Here is a 16,128-nt window from a genome sequence, read left to right as displayed (position 1 = left end):
ATGATGGACACGACTTCGAGATGGCCCACAGCCCTGGAATACCAGGGCTTTCCCGCCCTCCGGCACCGATGGGGACGCACCCCGCCCGTCCTCCGGTTTCTCATTCGTCCGGATGAGCGGCCGCGTTGCCGGACCCGGCCGGTGCTTCCGAGACGTGAGCTCCTGGTGTCAGGAATTGAGATAGGTGAGCACGGCGAGCACCCTGCGATGATCACCGTCGCTCGGGGACAGGCCCAGCTTCATGAAGATGTTGCTGACGTGCTTCTCGACGGCCCCGTCGCTCACGACGAGCTGCCGGGCGATCGCCGAGTTCGTCCGGCCCTCGGCCATGAGCCCCAGCACCTCCCGCTCACGCGGGGTGAGCCCCGCCAGCACGTCCTGCTTGCGGCTGCGCCCGAGCAACTGCGCCACCACCTCCGGGTCCAGCGCCGTACCGCCCTGCGCCACGCGCACCACGGCGTCCACGAACTCCCGGACCTCGGCCACCCGGTCCTTGAGCAGATAGCCGACGCCCCGACTGGAACCGGCCAGCAGCTCCGTCGCGTACCGCTCCTCCACGTACTGGGACAGCACCAGCACGCCGAGACCCGGATGCGCCTTGCGCAGCCGCACCGAGGCCCGCACCCCCTCGTCGGTGTGCGTCGGCGGCATCCGCACGTCCGCCACCACGACGTCCGGCAGCTCGCCCTGGGCGTCCAGCTCGGTAATCGTCTTGATCAGTGCCTCACCGTCGCCGACACCGGCCACGACGTCGTGCCCGCGGTCGGTCAGCAACCGGGTCAGCCCCTCTCGGAGCAGCACTGAATCCTCGGCGATGACCACCCGCACCCTGTCCTCCACGATCCTCGGCCCCCCACAGCCCCTGCACCCTCACGGCCCGCGCGGCCCACGCCGCGTCCACGAACCGTCCGTGCGACGGGTCCAGCATCCCAGCATCCGAGGCCGGATGCGCTCGGGCATCGGGAAGAGGACGGGAATGAGGACGGGAATGAGAACGGGAAGTGCGGGGTGCCAGTCCGGGTTCGGCCACTCGATGGCCGGTTCTCGATCATCCACGGGGCCCGTGCCGCTGGGGCCTTTGCCATTGGGGTCTGTGCCACTGGGGTCTGTGCCACTGGGGTCCGTGCCACTGGGGTCTGTGCTGCTCGCGCCCGTGCCACGGGGGTCTGTGGGTGATCGCGCCCGTGCCGAGGCCGCGGCGCGTGTGCCGAGGCCGCAGGGCCCGTGTCGATGTCGCGGCGCGTGTGCCGAGGCTGCAGGGCCCGTGTCGATGTCGCGGCGCCGGGGCCCGGGCCCCGGCGCCGCGCGGAATCAGCCGGTGAACGGCTCGTTCCGCCACGGCAGCTCCGCCGTGATCCGCGTCGGACCTCCGGCGGGGGAGTCCACCACGAGGATCCCGTCCACCGCGTCCAGCCGCTCCGCCAGACCGGCCAGCCCGGACCCGGCCGACGCCCGCGCGCCGCCCACGCCGTTGTCCACGACCTGGAGCATCAGCCGGTTCTCCACCCGCCACACCTCCACGGCGGCCGATGTGGCCCGCGCGTGCTTGCTGATGTTCTGGAGCAGCTCCGAGACGGTGAAGTAGGCGATGCCCTCGATCGCCGACGCCGGCCGCTCCGCCAGGTCGACCTCCACCCGCACCGGCACGGTGCAGCGGGAGGCGACCGACGACAGTGCCGCGTCCAGACCGCGGTCGGTCAGTACCGCGGGGTGGATGCCCCGAGCCAGGTCCCGCAGCTCCTGGAGCGCCGTCTTCACCTCGCCGTGCGCCTCGTCCACCATGACGGCCGCGGCGCGCGGGTCCTCCTTCAGCTTCTCCTTGGCCAGACCCAGGTCCATGGCGAGGCTGACCAGGCGGGCCTGTGCCCCGTCGTGCAGGTCGCGCTCGATGCGCCGCAGGTCGGCGGCGGCCGTGTCGACCACGACCCCCCGGTCCGACTCCAGCTCCACGACCCGCGTCGCCAGCCGCGACGGTCCGAGCAGCCCGTGCACCATGACCCGGTCCACCATGGTTAGCGCCCGCACCAGCCACGGCGTGGCCAGCGTGAACAGCAGCCCGACCAGCGCGGTCACGGCGATCTCGAAGGGGTTGTCCAGGTAGACCCGGTGCGTCTGGTCGCCGTACAGCTGGAGCCCGTCCTGGCCGGCGTACATCGGGAACACCCAGAACCACAGCGGGTACGTCAGCATCGCCCACCCGACCGCCCAGACGTTCAGGGCGACGACGAACGAGAACACGGCCCACGGGAACTGCAGCATCGCGTACAGCAGGCTCCGCCAGGAGGTGCCGCTCTTGAGCACGGCTCCCATCCAGCCCATCGCGCCCTGCTTCTTCAGCCGCAGCGGCTCCGGGTCGGACACCCGCAGACCCAGCAGGGCCCGCGCCCGCGCCCGCTCCATCGCCCCGAAGCCCCTGCACCCGGCGAGCGCCGCCGCCAGCACCGGCACCCCCAGGAACGTCACCAGCAGGCCCGCCCCCAGCGACACCATCGTCACGGCGTACGTGAAGAGCAGGATGCCGATCGGCAGACCCGCCAGGACGTAGCCGAACTCCCGCCAGCTGCGTGCCTCGAACGGTGCCCGCAGTCCCGCCGGCAGCCGGTGGCGCCGTGCTCCGGTGTCCCCGGGAAAGCCGGACCCGCTCCCGAGCCCGTAACCCTGTCCGTATTCCGTGGCCATCGGTGCCGTCCTTCTCCTCGTCGTCTGCGGCTGTGCTGTCGTACCTCCAGCCTCCTCGGCCGGGCCGCCACGGCCAATGGAGCCCGTCGGCGTCTGGGGAGGGGGGTTTTCCCTACCTCCTCGCTACCTCCTGGCGACAGAGCCGGCCGCGTCGGCCTGCGTCCGGTCGCGCCACGGCAGCTCGGCCGTGATCGTCGTCGGGCCGCCCTCGGGGGAGTCGACGACGAAGAGACCGTCGACGGCCGACAGCCGGTCGGCGAGGCCCTTCATCCCCGTACCGCCGTCGAGACTCGCGCCGCCACGGCCGTTGTCCCCCACCTGTATGAGCAGTCGGTCGGACGACCGCCACACCTCCACGGAGGCCGAGCCGGCCCCGCTGTGCTTGCTGACGTTCTGGAGCAGCTCCGAGACCGTGAAGTAGGCGATGCCCTCGATGGCGGCCGCGGGGCGCTCCGCCAGGTCGACGGTCACCCTGACCGGCACGGTGCAGCGGGAGGCGACCGAGGAGAGCGCCGCGTCCAGGCCGCGGTCGGTCAGGACGGCCGGATGGATACCGCGCGCCAGGTCCCGCAACTCCTGAAGGGCCAGCTTCACCTCGCCGTGCGCCTCGTCGACCATGGCCGCCGCCGCGTCGGGGTCCTCCAGGAGCTTCTCCTTGGCCAGGCCCAGCCCCATGGCGAGGTTGACCAGGCGGGCCTGTGCCCCGTCGTGCAGGTCGCGCTCGATGCGCCGCAGGTCGGCGGCGGCCGTGTCGACCACGACCCCCCGGTCCGACTCCAGCTCGGCGATCCGCCGCTCCAGCTCGTCGGAGGGGGACAGCAGCCCGCGCACCATGGCGCGGTCGACGTTGGTGAGGCCCCGCGCGATGAACGGCAGCACCGGCCACAGCACGAACAACGACGTCAGCGTGACGGAGAAGGTGAGAACGCCCCAGGGGAACCGGATGAACTCGTACAGCACCGTGCGCCAGCCCACCGGGTCCTTCAAGGACATCCACAGCTGTGCGAAGAAGCCGCGCCCGCTCCGCAACGGCAGCGCGCTCGGCTCGTCCACCCGCACGCCGAGCAGCATCCGCGCCCGCGCCCGCTCCAGCTTGCCCAACTGACGCGCGCCCAGCAGGCCGGCCGCCAGCAGCGGGAGCCCGATCACCGTGACCGTCAACCCGGCGCCGACGGACAGCATCGTCACGACGTAGGTGAATCCGAGCAGCGCCGCCGGGAGATTCGCCAGCAGGTGGGCGATCTCCTTCCAGGTGTGCCGGTCGAAGGCGAAACGGGCCGGCGGCAGGCGGTCGTCGGCCGCTGCGCCGGTGGTCCCGGCGAGGCTGGAGGTCGAGAGGCGTTCGGTCATACACGTCAGCGTGCCGTGCGGCGCGGCGCCGCGCCATGAGGTGGACCGCCGGGACGCACTGAGGAAAACCCCACCCCCCGCGTCCCGAGGTGCGACGGGCTGCTTACTGTCTCTTTATCAGGCTCTAGACTCCCGTGCGTACAGATCGTCGAACAGCGGCGTTCACGACGTCCACGACAGGGAGCGAGGGGCGCACGTGCCGGAACCGACCGTCGGCGACGCGACCGCCGGCGCCGTGACCAGCGCCGATGCGACCGTGGCGCTCGCCGCCGACTACTTCCAGTCCTACTCGGTCGTCGGCCTGCTCGCCGTCGTGGGGGTGCTCTTCGTCGCCGTGGCCTTCGGCGCCGGGCGCCTGCTGCGACCGGTGGTCCCGACGCCCGAGAAGCTGCTCACCTACGAATGCGGCGTCGACCCCGTGGGGGAGGGCTGGGCCCACACCCAGGTCCGCTACTACGTCTACGCGTTCCTCTACGTCATCTTCGCGGTCGACTCGATCTTCCTCTTCCCCTGGGCCACGGTCTTCGCGGACCCTGGTTACGGGGCCACGACCCTGGTGGAGATGTTCATCTTCCTCGGCTTCCTGGCCGTGGGTCTGTTGTACGCATACAAGAAGGGCGTCCTGTCGTGGACGTGAACCCCGGCGAAGCCGCCGACCCCGCACCCGTGCCGCTCCCCGAGCCCAAGAGGCTGGGTACGCTCGCCCGCCTCGCCCCGGAGCCGATGAAGGTCGTCCTGAACTGGGGCCGCCGCTACTCGCTCTGGGTCTTCAACTTCGGCCTCGCCTGCTGCGCGATCGAGTTCATCGCCGCGTCCATGGCCCGCCACGACTTCATCCGGCTCGGTGTGATCCCGTTCGCGCCCGGCCCCCGCCAGGCCGACCTGATGGTCGTCTCGGGCACGGTCACCGACAAGATGGCGCCGGCCGTCAAGCGCCTGTACGAGCAGATGCCCGAGCCGAAGTACGTCATCTCCTTCGGCGCCTGCTCCAACTGCGGCGGGCCCTACTGGGACTCCTACTCCGTGACGAAGGGCGTCGACCAGATCATCCCCGTCGACGTCTACGTTCCCGGCTGCCCGCCGCGTCCCGAGGCGCTGCTCCAGGGCATCCTCAAGCTCCAGGAGAAGATCGCGCGGGAGTCGCTGGGGGAGCGGTACGGCACCTCGCCCCGGCCGTCGACAGCCGCGCTGCGAAGCGGCCTGGTACGCCCGCCGACCTCGGCGCCGACCTCGGCTCCGGCCTCCGACGCCGGAGAGGGCCGATGACCGCGGTCGGCTGGCTGCCCACCGACGTCACGGAACTCTTCGGTCCGGACGCCGCGGCGGCGGAGTCGTACGACCTCCTGACCGTCGACGTGCCGCCCGCGTCCTGGATCACCGCCCTGGAGACGGCGCGCGACCGGCTCGGCTGCACGTACTTCGACTGGCTGAGCGCGGTCGACGAGCCGGGCACCGGCTTCCGCGTGGCGACCCACGTCGTGGCGCTGGGACCGGTCCGCAGGCTGCTGCTGCGCACCACCGTCCCGCACGACGCCCCGGTCCTGCCCACCGCCGTCGCGGTGTACGCGGGCGCGGCCTGGCACGAGCGCGAGACCCACGAGATGTTCGGTGTCGCCTTCGAGGACCATCCGGCGCTGGACCACCTGCTCCTGCCGGAGGGCTTCGAGGGCCACCCGCTGCGCAAGGACTTCGTCCTCGCCGCCCGCGTCGCCAAGGCCTGGCCCGGGGCCAAGGAGCCCGGCGAGTCCGACCACGGCGGCCCCCGGCGCCGCCAGATGCTGCCGCCGGGCGTCCCCGATCCCAACGAGTGGGGCCCGCTGAAGGGCCAGCTCCCTCCCGCCCCGGCGCGCCCGGCACGAGGCGCGGCGCGCGCGGCCGGGGAGCGCCCGGCCCGCGGTGCGGGCGAACGCCCCGCCCGCCGGACCCGTACGGCCGCCGAGGGCTCCGTCGGCCAGGCTGCTCCCGACGCCGGGGCCCCGGCCGAGCCGCGCCGCTCCCGTACGGCGGCCGAGGGCTCGGTCGGCCAGACCTCCCCGGCCCCGGCCGGCGAACCGGCGGCTACATCGGCGGCCGCACCGGCGGCCGCGCCAGCACCGCGGCGGTCGCGCAGCGCGAGCCAGGGCTCCGCCTCGCAGCGAGCCGCCGCCCCGGCGGACGGGCCCACCTCCGATACGCCCACCGGACAGCAGGGCGACGCGGGCGCGGCGAGCCCCCGGCGTACCCGGAGCGCGTCCCAGGGCTCGGCAAGCCGGCGGGAGGCCTCCGACGCCGGGCAGCCGGACGACGCGACTTCCGGCAGCGGCCACCCGCGGGGCGGCACCGGCACCGGTAACGACAACGCGCCCTCGCCCACCGAGGAACCGGCGCCGAAGCCGACGCCCTCGGCACCGCGCAGCCCGGACGCCCCGTGGCATCACGCCCGCCCGGCGTTCGACGAGCCCGCCGCCACCGCCGCCACCGCCGCCGAGGAACCGGGGGCCTCCGACGAGCAGCCGGGGGCCTCCGTCGAGTCACCGGATGCTCGTGGAGAGTCCGAGGCTGCCGACGGGTCGCCGGATGCTCCCGGAGAGCCCGAGGCTTCCCACGGGTCACCGGATGCTCCCGGAGAGCCCGAGGCTCCCCACAGGTCACCGGACGCCCCCCAGGAGCCCGACACCCCCGGCGACACCGACACTCCGCCCGATCCGCCGCACCCCCCAGGAGGCCAGCAGTGAACGACGCGCTCGACGTCACCCTGCGCCTCCTGGTCGTCTTCGTCGTCTTCCTCGCGTTCCCCCTGGTCGTCGGCCAGACCGAGCACAAGGTGATGGCCCACATGCAGGGCCGGCTGGGCCCGATGTACGCGGGTGGCTTCCACGGCTGGGCCCAGCTCGTCGCGGACGGCGTGAAGTTCGCGCAGAAGGAGGACGTGGTCCCGGCCGCCGCGGACCGCCGCGTCTTCCAGCTCGCCCCGGCCGTGGCCCTGCTGCCGTACCTCCTGGTCCTGCTGGCCATCCCCGTCGGGCCCGGAGAGGGCGCGGTCGGTCAGGTCGTCGACGCGGGCGTCTTCTTCGTCCTCGCCGTCATGGGCGTGGGCGTCCTCGGCTCGCTCATGGCGGGCTGGTCCTCGGCCAACAAGTTCTCGCTCCTCGGCGGTCTGCGTACCGCCGCGCAACTCCTCGCGTACGAACTCCCGATGCTGCTGACCGCGGCCTCCGTGGCCATGGCGGCCGGCACGGTCTCCCTCGTCGGCATCCTCGACGCCTTCGAGTGGTGGTGGCTGCCCTGGCAGATCGTCGGCGCGAACGTCTTCTTCGTCGCCGGGCTGGCAGAACTGCAACGGCCTCCGTTCGACATGCCGGTCGCCGACTCGGAGATCATCTTCGGTGCCTACACGGAGTACACCGGCCTGCGCTTCGCCCTGTTCCTCCTCGCCGAGTACGCCGGGATCGTCGTCCTGTGCGGTCTGACCACCGTCCTCTTCCTGGGCGGCTGGCACGGCCCCTGGGGCGCGGACGGCCTCGGCTGGGTGTGGACCCTGCTCAAGGCGGCCGTCCTCGCCTTCGTCGTGATCTGGCTGCGCGTCACCTATCCGCGGCTGCGCGAGGACCAGCTCCAGAAACTGTCCTGGACGCTCCTCGTCCCCCTCTCCCTCGCCCAGATCGCCCTCACCGGCATCGTCAAGGTGGTGATCGCGTAATGGCCCCCGTCCCCGGCAGCGGCCTGGCCAAGGGTCTGGCCGTCACCCTGCGCACGATGACGCGGAAGACCGTCACCGAGCAGTACCCGGACGCCCAGCCCGAACTGCCGCCGCGTACCCGCGGTGTGATCGGCCTGTTCGAGGAGAACTGCACGGTCTGCATGCTGTGCGCCCGCGAGTGCCCCGACTGGTGCATCTACATCGACTCCCACAAGGAGACGGTCCCGGCGGCCACCCCCGGCGGACGCGACCGCAGCCGCAACGTCCTCGACCGCTTCGCCATCGACTTCGCCCTGTGCATGTACTGCGGCATCTGCATCGAGGTCTGTCCTTTCGACGCCCTGTTCTGGTCCCCGGAGTTCGAGTACGCCGAGACCGACATCCGCGAACTCACCCATGAGCGGGACAAGCTCCGCGAGTGGATGTGGACCGTGCCGGCCCCGCCCGCCCTCGACCCCGGCGCGGAGGAGCCCAAGGAACTCGCCGCCGCCCGCAAGGCCGCCGACAAACTGGCCGCACAGCAGCCGGCGGACCAGCCCGGGCAGGAGGACCGGACATGACCCTCGCAGCGACCGTCGGCCACCTCACCGCGTCCCAGAACCCCACGGCGACCGCCGCCGGATCCCACGGCTTCCTGTCCCCGACCGGCGTGGAGATCGCCTTCCTCCTCGTCGGCCTGGTCACCCTCGGAGCCGCCGTCCTCACCGTCACCACCCGCCAGCTCATCCACGCCGCCCTGTGGCTCGTGGTGGCCCTGGGCGGCCTCGCCGTCGAATACCTGCTGCTCACCGCCGAGTTCATCGCCTGGGTCCAGGTCCTCATCTACGTCGGTGCCGTCGTCGTCCTCATCCTGTTCGGACTGATGCTCACCAGGGCGCCCATCGGCCGCTCTCCGGACGCGGACTCGGGCAACCGCTGGGCCGCGCTCACCGTGGCCGCGGCTTCCGCCGCGGCCCTGGTGTGGGTCGTCGTCGACGCCTTCCGCACCACCTGGATCGACCTGGAGGGCCCGGCCGCCGGCTCCACCGCCGTCACCGGAGCGAGCCTGTTCCAGAACTGGGTCCTCCCCTTCGAAGCGCTCTCGGTCCTCCTCCTCGCCGCCCTGGTCGGCGCCATCGTCCTGTCCCGCAAGGCCAGGGCGACCCGCGCGGGCGAAGCCATGGGGGCAGAGACCTCCCAGCCGGACCCAACCCCGGCAGGCCCGACTCAGTCGGCCCCAACTCAGTCGGCCCCAACCCAGGCGGGCCCAACCCAGGCGGGCCCCTCCGGGACGGGCGGTGCCCGCTGATGCACCTCGCCTATCCCGCCGTCCTCGCCGCCCTCCTCTTCTGCACGGGTCTCTACGGCGTCCTCGCCCGCCGCAACGCGATCCTGGTCCTGATGTCGGTCGAGCTGATGCTCAACGCCGTCAACCTCAACCTGGTCGCCTTCGACGTCTGGCTCAGCCGGGCCGCGGAGGAAACCCTGCACTCCGGCCAGGCCCTGACCCTGTTCACCATCGCCATCGCGGCCGCCGAGATCGGCATCGGCCTGGCGATCGTCCTCGCCGTCCACCGCAACCGCGGCACCTCGGACATTGACAAGCTCCGCGACACCGCCGAGGGCCACGAGCCGGACGGCTCCGGCACCGACACCCCCGCGACCGGGACGGCCGCCGAGAAGGCTGAGGCCACCGCGTGACCACGACCACCCTCGCCGTCCTCGTCCCCCTCCTTCCCTTCCTCGGGGCAGCCGCCGGTCTCCTGCTGGGCCGGTCGGCTCCCGGGTTCGTCCGCCCCCTCGCCGTCCTGCCGACGCTGGCGTCCCTCGTCCTCGCGGTACTCGTGGCGGCCCGGCAGGGCGGCGGCCGGGCCGTCGACGCCGTCACGGAGCTGACGCCCACCGGTTCCGTCCCCGTCGAACTCGCCCTGCACATCGACGGCTTCGCCGCGCTCGTCGCCATCCTGGTCGGCACCGTAGCCACCTGCGTGCAGATCTACTCGACGGGCTACCTGCGCGACGACCCGCGCTATGCCTCCTACGCCGCTCTCGTCTCCTTGTTCACCTCCGCCATGTTCCTCGTCGTCTACTCCGGCGACCTGATGGTGCTGCTGGTCGGCTGGGAGATCATGGGCATCTGCTCGTACTTCCTGGTCGGCCACTACTGGGAGACACCGGAGGCGCGCGCCGCCTCCCTCAAGGCCTTCCTGGTCACCAAGCTCGGCGACGTCCCCTTCCTGATCGGTCTGCTGGCGCTGGCGACCGAGGCCGGCTCCTTCCGCATCACCCGGATCCTCGGCGCGGTGGCCGACGGATCGCTCGACCACCCGACGCTGATCGCCCTGCTGCTCCTGGCCGGTGTCGCGGGCAAGTCGGCCCAGTTCCCGCTGCACACCTGGCTTCCCGACGCGATGGCCGGCCCGACGCCCGTCTCCGCGCTGATCCACGCCGCGACGATGGTCGCCGCCGGTGTGTACTTCGTGGCCCGGCTCCTTCCGCTGTTCGAGGCGTCACAGGCCGCGATGGTCGTCCTCGCCGTCATGGCCGCCGTCACGATGGTCGGTTCGGCGCTCGCCGCCCTCGCCCAGGACGACATCAAACGCGTTCTGGCCTACTCGACGATCGGACAGCTCGGCTACCTGACCGGCGCCCTCGCCACCGGCGACCGGGGCGCCGCCGTCTTCCACCTCCTGTCCCACGGCGCCTTCAAGGCGCTCCTGTTCCTCGCCGCCGGCGTGGTCATCCACGCCGCCGGCACCAACTCGCTGGCCGCCATGTCCCGCATGCGGGGCCTGCGCGAACGCGTCCCGGACGCCTACTGGACGATGACCGTGGCCCTGCTCGCCCTCGCCGCGATCCCGCCCTTCAGCGGTTTCTTCTCCAAGGAGTCCGTCCTCGGCGCCGCGGAGCACGTCGCCACCGGCCACACCGAGCACGCGCCCGGCGCCGCGGGCTGGACCGTGCTGGTCGCCGCCCTGATCACGGCCCTGCTCACCGCCGCCTACGCCACCCGCCTGTGGCTGCTGGCCTTCCGCGGCCGAGGTGCCGAGGCCCCCGACCACGGCAGGCAGCCGGTGGTCATGAACGCCGTGCTCTGGGTGCTCGCCCTCCCCTCACTCGCCCTGGGCGGACTGGCCTTCCGACTGCTGCCCGACTGGTTCGACGGCCACGACCTCACGCCGACCCTCACCACGTCCGTGCTGGGCACGGGGGTGGCGCTGGTGGGCGGCATCGTCACCTACGCCGCCTGGCGGCACACCTCGGCGCTCGCCGACCGGACCCCGCTGGGCGCCGTCGCGGCCCACCCCGACGGCGATGCCGCCCAGGTGGAGGCCGAGGCCATCGCCGCCCACCGGCCCGCCTACGGCGACCTCGCCTCCGCGCCCGACCCGTCGGACCCGGGACGCCTCCTGCTGGGTCCGTTGCACCGGCACGCGGCCGTCGGCTTCCACCTGGACGCGGTGTACACCACCCTCTTCGTCCGCCCGGTCCGGGCGGGCGCGAGCCTCGTCCGGTTCCTCGACCGCGAGGTCGTCGACACCTACGTACGTGCGGCGGGCGCGCTGCCCCGCCTGCTCGGGGCCGCCGTACGGCGCGCCCAGACCGGCAATGTGCAGACCTATGTGAGCGCGCTGCTCGCCGGCACCGTCGTCCTCGCGGTCGCCGCCGTCCTCGTCGCCACGGGAGCGTGAGCAGGCGTGATCGATATCAACGAGTCCGTGATGCAGGTCCTTCTCGCGTTCATCGTCGTCGGCCCGCTCCTCGGTGCCGCCGCCGCCCTTCTGCCGGCCCCGCCCGGGCTGAAGGGGAAGTCACCCGAGCAGGCCGTGCTCCGGCACGGCGTCACCGTCACCGGTGCCGTCCTCATCGCCGCGATCGTCCTCGTGCTCGGCTTCGACCACGACCATCCGTCGAAGATGCAGGCCAGCACGGACATCAGCTGGATCCCCGCACTCGACGTGCGCATCCACCTCGGCATCGACGGCATCTCCCTCCCCCTGCTGGTCCTGACCGCGCTGCTGACCTTCCTCTGCGCGCTCTACTCGTACTTCAAGCAGCGACACGAGCGGCTGACGCCGCGGGCTCCGGGTGCGAACCCGAAGGCATTCGTCGCGCTGCTGCTCGTCCTCGAGTCCGGCACCCTCGCGACCTTCGCCGTCCTCGACCTGATCCTGTTCTTCCTCGCCTTCGAGACGGTCCTCATCCCGATGTACTTCCTCATCGCCCGCTGGGGCGGCGAGGGACGGGCCGGGGCCGCCTGGAAATTCATCCTCTTCACGCTCCTCGGCTCCGTCGTCATGCTGCTCGGCCTGCTCCTGATCGGGCTCACGGCGGGCACATTCGACATGGTGGCACTCGCCACTGACAACGGCCGCTCGCTGACCACGTCCGTGCAGGTCATCGCCGTTCTGGCGATCGGCATCGGGCTCGCGGTCAAGACCCCGATGTGGCCGCTGCACAGCTGGCTGCCCGACGCCCACACCGCCGCGCCGACCGTCGGCTCGGTCCTGCTGGCCGGTGTCCTGCTGAAGATGGGCACGTACGGGTTCGTCCGGATCCTGCTCCCGGTCGCGCCGGACGGCTTCCGCACGTTCGCGCCCTACCTCGCCGCCTTCGCCGTGGTCGGCATCATCTACGGCTCCCTGGCCTGCCTGGCCCTCGCCAGGAGAGGCGCCAAGGGCGACCTCAAGCGCCTCATCGCCTACTCCTCCGTCGGCCACATGGGCTTCGTCCTGCTCGGCGTCGCGTCCATGACCCCGACCGGCGTGAACGGCGCCCTCTTCGCCAACATCGCCCACGGCCTCATCACCGGCCTGCTCTTCTTCGTGGTCGGCGCGCTCAAGGACCGCACCGGTACCACCGACCTCGACGCCCTCGCCGAGGAGTCCGGTCACGCCCTGTACGGCAAGGCGCCGCGCCTCGGCGGCCTGCTCGCCTTCGCCGCGGTCGCCTCGCTGGGGCTGCCGGGCCTGGCCGGGTTCTGGGGCGAGATGCTCGCCCTGTTCGGCGCCTTCGACCCGCACGACGGCCTCAGCCGCCCCGCCTTCCTCACCTTCATGGCCATCGCCGCCTTCGGCACCCTGCTGACCGCCGCGTACATGCTGATCGTGGTCCGCCGCGTCTGCATGGGCGCCGTACCGCGGGACGTCCCGCAGCCGAAGCTCGCCGACGTGCGCACGTACGAGTTCGCCGCCTGGACGCCGCTCGTCGTCCTCACCGTCGTCGCCGGACTGTGGCCCAGGACCCTCCTCGGGCTGACCGACCCGGCCGTGCAGCAGCTCCTCTCAGGAGGCACCCGATGAGCTCCCCGGCCCAGCTCCTCGCGGAGCCCCTGGCGCAGCCGCCGGCCCAGAACCTCGTCCAGTCCGTCGACTGGCTCGCCATCGCGCCGCCCACCATCACGGCCGTCGTCGGACTCGTCGTCCTGGTCACCGACCTGTTCGTCAAGGACGCCCGCAAGCCGCTGCTCGGCTGGATCTCGGTCGCCGGACTCGCCGCCTCCGCCCTCATGCTGCTGCCCCTGGTGAACGACGACCGCTCGACGTTCTGCCAGGCCGGCGAGCCCGGCGTGTGCAGCTACACCGCGGACACCTTCACCCTCGCCATCCAGTTCCTCGTCCTCGGCGGCGCCCTGCTGACCGCCCTGTTGTCCGTCACCGCGGTCAAGGACGCAGACCGGGGACTGCCCGAGGGCGAGTACTGGTTCCTGCTCCTCTCCTCCGCGGCCGGCGCCGCCCTGCTGCCCGCCTCCCGCGACCTCGCCACCGTGATCGTCGCCCTGGAGGTCGCCTCCCTGCCCGCCTTCGCCCTCGTCGGCCTCCGGCAGGGCGACCGCAGGTCCTCCGAAGCGGCCCTGAAGTTCTTCCTGTCCTCGGTCACCGCGACCGCGGTCAGCCTCATGGGCATCAGCTTCGTCTATGCCACCACCGGCACCCTCTACCTCACCCAGGTGGCCGACCGCATCCAGCAGGTCGACGGGCAGTTCACCACCCTCGCCCAGACCGGCGTCGTCCTCACCCTCGTCGGCTTCGCCTTCAAGACGGCCGCCGTCCCCTTCCACTTCTGGGTGCCCGACACCTACGTGGGCGCCCCGTTGCCGATCGCCGCCTACCTGTCCGTGATCGGCAAGGCGGTCGGCTTCTCCGGCCTCATCCTGATCACGGTCGTCGCCCTGCCGTCCTACGCGGACGTCTGGGGCCCCGCCCTCGCGGCACTGGCCGCGCTCACCATGACCGTCGGCAACGTCGGCGCCCTCCGACAGCAGGCCACGCGCGCGTACAGCGCGGTACGCCTGCTCGCCTGGTCGTCCGTCGGACAGGCCGGCTATCTCCTGGTGCCGATCGCGGCCGCCGCGTACTCCGACGACCCCGAGCACTCGATCGGCTCGACCGTCGCCTACGCCCTCATGTACGCCGCGGTGAACCTGGGTGCTTTCGCGGTGGCCGCGCTGGTGGGCCGCACGAGGGCCCTGAACCGCGTCGCGGACTACCGCGGCCTGTACGCGTCCAACCCCCTCACCGCCCTGCTCCTGGCGTTCTTCCTCCTCTGCCTCGCCGGACTGCCGCCCGGGGTCATCGGCCTCTTCGCCAAGGTCACGGTGTTCACCGCGGCCGTCGACGCCGGACTCGGCTGGCTGGCCGTCGTCATGGCCGTCAACGTCGTGATCGCGCTCTTCTACTACCTCCAATGGACGGCTCTGCTGTTCCGGGCGCCCGAGGACGCGCCCGCCGGCCACCGTGCCCCCGCCCCCCTCACGGCCGCGATCACCGTGACCGCCGTCCTCGCCGTCGCCCTCTCCGGAGCACCCCAGCTGATCCTGCGCTTCGCCGACACCGGGCTCTTCTGAACCCACCCGCCCGGCCACGCGCGCGTGCGGCACCCCGCCGGCACGCGCGCGTGCCGCCCGCCGCGGGCGTCACCCGTACGGACCACACGTGCCGCGCGGGGTGCCGGGGAACTGGCGGCCCTCGCCTGGCGTTGACCAGTACGGAAGGGTCCACTGGACGTGTCACCCACGGCACCGGTGGCACCGGAGACCAGGAAGCAACCACAGCGAGCGAGACCAGCAAGCAAAGGGTTCCCCTGCTGCACGACTTGGAGGGCGTACCGTGCACCGCCGGCACAACGGGCTCAGGACCGCAGTACTCCTCGGGGGACTGTCCGCGCTCATCATCGTCATCGGCAGCTTCTTCGGCCGAGCGGGGCTCGTCGTCGCCGTCCTCGTCGCCCTGGGCACCAACGCGTACGCGTACTGGAACAGCGACAAGCTCGCACTCCGCGCCATGCGCGCCCGCCCGGTCAGCGAGTTCGAGGCCCCGGCGCTGTACCGCATGGTCCGCGACCTCTCCACCCAGGCCCGCCAGCCGATGCCCCGCCTGTACATCTCTCCGACGGAGGCACCGAACGCGTTCGCGACCGGCCGCAATCCGCGCAACGCGGCCGTGTGCTGCACCGAGGGCATCATGCGCCTGCTCGACGAGCGCGAACTGCGCGGCGTCATCGGGCACGAGCTCAGCCACGTCTACAACCGCGACATCCTCATCTCCTCCGTCGCCGGCGCCCTCGCCTCGGTGATCATGTTCCTGGTCAACTTCGCCTGGCTGATCCCCGTGGGACGGTCCAACGACGATGACGGACCCGGCCTGTTGGGCATGCTCCTCATCATGCTGCTCGGACCGCTGGCCGCCACCGTCATTCAACTGGCGATCAGCCGTTCCCGTGAGTACGAGGCCGACGCCTCCGGAGCCCAGCTGACCGGCGATCCACTCGCTCTCGCCGACGCCCTGCGCAAACTGGAACTCGGCACCAAGCAGCTTCCGCTCCCCCCGGAGCCCCGGCTCGAGACCGCCAGCCACATGATGATCGCCAACCCCTTCCGGCCCGGGCAGGGATTGTCGAAGATGTTCTCCACCCACCCGCCGATGGCGGAGCGAATCGCCCGACTCGAAAAGATGGCAGGTCGTCAGCAGTGAAGACCATCCTCAACGTCATTTGGCTCGTGCTCAGCGGCTTCTGGCTGTTCCTCGGCTACCTGCTCGCGGGCGCGCTGCTCTGCATCACGATCATCGGAATTCCCTTCGGCGTCGCGGCCTTCCGCATCGGCGTCTACGCCCTGTGGCCCTTCGGGTACACGACGGTCGAGCGGCGCGGCGCCGGAGCGCCCTCCTGCATCGGGAACGTGCTGTGGCTCGTCCTCGCCGGCTGGTGGCTGGCCCTGGGCCACATCGTCACCGGCATCGTGCTGTGCGTCACGATCATCGGCATCCCGCTCGGCATCGCCAACTTCAAGCTGATCCCCGTCTCACTGCTTCCGCTGGGGCGCGAGATCGTCCGCACGGACCAGCCGTTCACCGCTGCGGGAACGACGCAGCGGACCGGCTGGTGAAGGTCTTGCGCGGGCTCTCGTGACCCGAGTTGTCCACAGCCCCCGGGTTGTCCAC

The 16,128-nt window shown here is 71.9% G+C and carries 15 protein-coding genes; 12 read left to right on the top strand and 3 right to left on the bottom strand.

Annotation, left to right across the window (positions count from 1 at the left end; all coding sequences use genetic code 11):
* Window positions 1-168 precede the first annotated feature (168 nt).
* From B9W62_RS15960 to B9W62_RS15950, 3 genes are all read right to left on the bottom strand, one after another.
* Window positions 169-828, bottom strand: a complete 660-nt coding sequence (locus B9W62_RS15960) for a response regulator transcription factor (protein ID WP_276209026.1) — start codon at window positions 826-828, stop codon at window positions 169-171.
* A 483-nt stretch (window positions 829-1,311) separates the two neighbouring features.
* On the bottom strand, window positions 1,312-2,679 hold the full coding sequence (locus B9W62_RS15955) for a sensor histidine kinase (protein ID WP_087807788.1): 1,368 nt from the start codon (window positions 2,677-2,679) through the stop codon (window positions 1,312-1,314).
* Window positions 2,680-2,802: 123 nt separating this feature from the next.
* On the bottom strand, window positions 2,803-4,029 hold the full coding sequence (locus B9W62_RS15950) for a sensor histidine kinase (protein WP_087807787.1): 1,227 nt from the start codon (window positions 4,027-4,029) through the stop codon (window positions 2,803-2,805).
* A 196-nt stretch (window positions 4,030-4,225) separates the two neighbouring features.
* Between B9W62_RS15950 and B9W62_RS15945 the strand changes: the two genes are divergently transcribed.
* The 12 genes from B9W62_RS15945 to B9W62_RS15890 all read left to right on the top strand — a co-directional run bounded on the left by B9W62_RS15945 (window position 4,226) and on the right by B9W62_RS15890 (window position 16,073).
* Window positions 4,226-4,666 (top strand): NADH-quinone oxidoreductase subunit A, encoded by a 441-nt coding sequence (locus tag B9W62_RS15945; protein WP_087807786.1) that lies wholly within the window; start codon window positions 4,226-4,228, stop codon window positions 4,664-4,666.
* Entirely contained in the window at window positions 4,657-5,295 is a 639-nt protein-coding gene (locus B9W62_RS15940) for an NADH-quinone oxidoreductase subunit B (RefSeq protein WP_179235509.1), read from the top strand. The genes B9W62_RS15945 and B9W62_RS15940 overlap by 10 nt, the downstream gene beginning before the upstream one ends.
* Window positions 5,292-6,743 carry an NADH-quinone oxidoreductase subunit C gene (locus B9W62_RS15935; RefSeq protein ID WP_087807785.1) on the top strand — a complete coding sequence of 484 codons (1,452 nt, stop codon included), beginning with the start codon at window positions 5,292-5,294 and terminating at the stop codon, window positions 6,741-6,743. The genes B9W62_RS15940 and B9W62_RS15935 overlap by 4 nt, the downstream gene beginning before the upstream one ends.
* Window positions 6,740-7,708 carry a complex I subunit 1/NuoH family protein gene (locus B9W62_RS15930; protein WP_087807784.1) on the top strand — a complete coding sequence of 323 codons (969 nt, stop codon included), beginning with the start codon at window positions 6,740-6,742 and terminating at the stop codon, window positions 7,706-7,708. Before B9W62_RS15935 ends, B9W62_RS15930 begins: the two co-directional genes overlap by 4 nt.
* Window positions 7,708-8,268 (top strand): NuoI/complex I 23 kDa subunit family protein, encoded by a 561-nt coding sequence (locus tag B9W62_RS15925; RefSeq protein ID WP_087807783.1) that lies wholly within the window; start codon window positions 7,708-7,710, stop codon window positions 8,266-8,268. The genes B9W62_RS15930 and B9W62_RS15925 overlap by 1 nt, the downstream gene beginning before the upstream one ends.
* Window positions 8,265-8,996, top strand: coding sequence for an NADH-quinone oxidoreductase subunit J family protein (locus B9W62_RS15920; protein ID WP_087807782.1), 732 nt, complete (start codon window positions 8,265-8,267; stop codon window positions 8,994-8,996). The genes B9W62_RS15925 and B9W62_RS15920 overlap by 4 nt, the downstream gene beginning before the upstream one ends.
* Window positions 8,996-9,388 (top strand): NADH-quinone oxidoreductase subunit NuoK, encoded by a 393-nt coding sequence (gene nuoK / locus B9W62_RS15915; RefSeq protein WP_087807781.1) that lies wholly within the window; start codon window positions 8,996-8,998, stop codon window positions 9,386-9,388. Before B9W62_RS15920 ends, nuoK begins: the two co-directional genes overlap by 1 nt.
* Window positions 9,385-11,379: an NADH-quinone oxidoreductase subunit 5 family protein gene (locus B9W62_RS15910; protein ID WP_087807780.1), complete on the top strand. Its 1,995-nt coding sequence runs from the start codon at window positions 9,385-9,387 to the stop codon at window positions 11,377-11,379. The genes nuoK and B9W62_RS15910 overlap by 4 nt, the downstream gene beginning before the upstream one ends.
* Window positions 11,380-11,385: 6 nt before the next feature.
* The gene (locus B9W62_RS15905) at window positions 11,386-12,990 is read left to right on the top strand and encodes an NADH-quinone oxidoreductase subunit M (protein ID WP_087807779.1); all 1,605 of its coding nucleotides are present in this window, start codon (window positions 11,386-11,388) and stop codon (window positions 12,988-12,990) included.
* A complete protein-coding gene (locus B9W62_RS15900) occupies window positions 12,987-14,534 on the top strand; it encodes an NADH-quinone oxidoreductase subunit N (protein ID WP_087807778.1) in 1,548 nt (515 codons plus the stop codon). Before B9W62_RS15905 ends, B9W62_RS15900 begins: the two co-directional genes overlap by 4 nt.
* A 262-nt stretch (window positions 14,535-14,796) precedes the next feature.
* Complete coding sequence (gene htpX / locus B9W62_RS15895; RefSeq protein WP_087807777.1) at window positions 14,797-15,660, top strand: zinc metalloprotease HtpX; 864 nt, start codon at window positions 14,797-14,799, stop codon at window positions 15,658-15,660.
* Window positions 15,657-16,073 (top strand): YccF domain-containing protein, encoded by a 417-nt coding sequence (locus B9W62_RS15890; RefSeq protein ID WP_087807776.1) that lies wholly within the window; start codon window positions 15,657-15,659, stop codon window positions 16,071-16,073. Before htpX ends, B9W62_RS15890 begins: the two co-directional genes overlap by 4 nt.
* Window positions 16,074-16,128 lie beyond the last annotated feature (55 nt).

The sequence above is a fragment of the Streptomyces sp. CS113 genome (assembly GCF_002188365.1).
Taxonomy (GTDB): domain Bacteria; phylum Actinomycetota; class Actinomycetes; order Streptomycetales; family Streptomycetaceae; genus Streptomyces; species Streptomyces tendae.
This window is presented reverse-complemented; position numbering and strand designations above follow the sequence as displayed.

What these genes read in the sequence shown, in the direction of transcription:
- B9W62_RS15955 (WP_087807788.1), bottom strand. Translation starts at nt 2,679, where the DNA reads ATGGCCACGGAATACGGACAGGGTTACGGGCTCGGGAGCGGGTCCGGC.
- B9W62_RS15950 (WP_087807787.1), bottom strand. Translation starts at nt 4,029, where the DNA reads ATGACCGAACGCCTCTCGACCTCCAGCCTCGCCGGGACCACCGGCGCA.
- B9W62_RS15935 (WP_087807785.1), top strand. Translation starts at nt 5,292, where the DNA reads ATGACCGCGGTCGGCTGGCTGCCCACCGACGTCACGGAACTCTTCGGT.
- B9W62_RS15925 (WP_087807783.1), top strand. Translation starts at nt 7,708, where the DNA reads ATGGCCCCCGTCCCCGGCAGCGGCCTGGCCAAGGGTCTGGCCGTCACC.
- B9W62_RS15920 (WP_087807782.1), top strand. Translation starts at nt 8,265, where the DNA reads ATGACCCTCGCAGCGACCGTCGGCCACCTCACCGCGTCCCAGAACCCC.
- nuoK (WP_087807781.1), top strand. Translation starts at nt 8,996, where the DNA reads ATGCACCTCGCCTATCCCGCCGTCCTCGCCGCCCTCCTCTTCTGCACG.
- B9W62_RS15900 (WP_087807778.1), top strand. Translation starts at nt 12,987, where the DNA reads ATGAGCTCCCCGGCCCAGCTCCTCGCGGAGCCCCTGGCGCAGCCGCCG.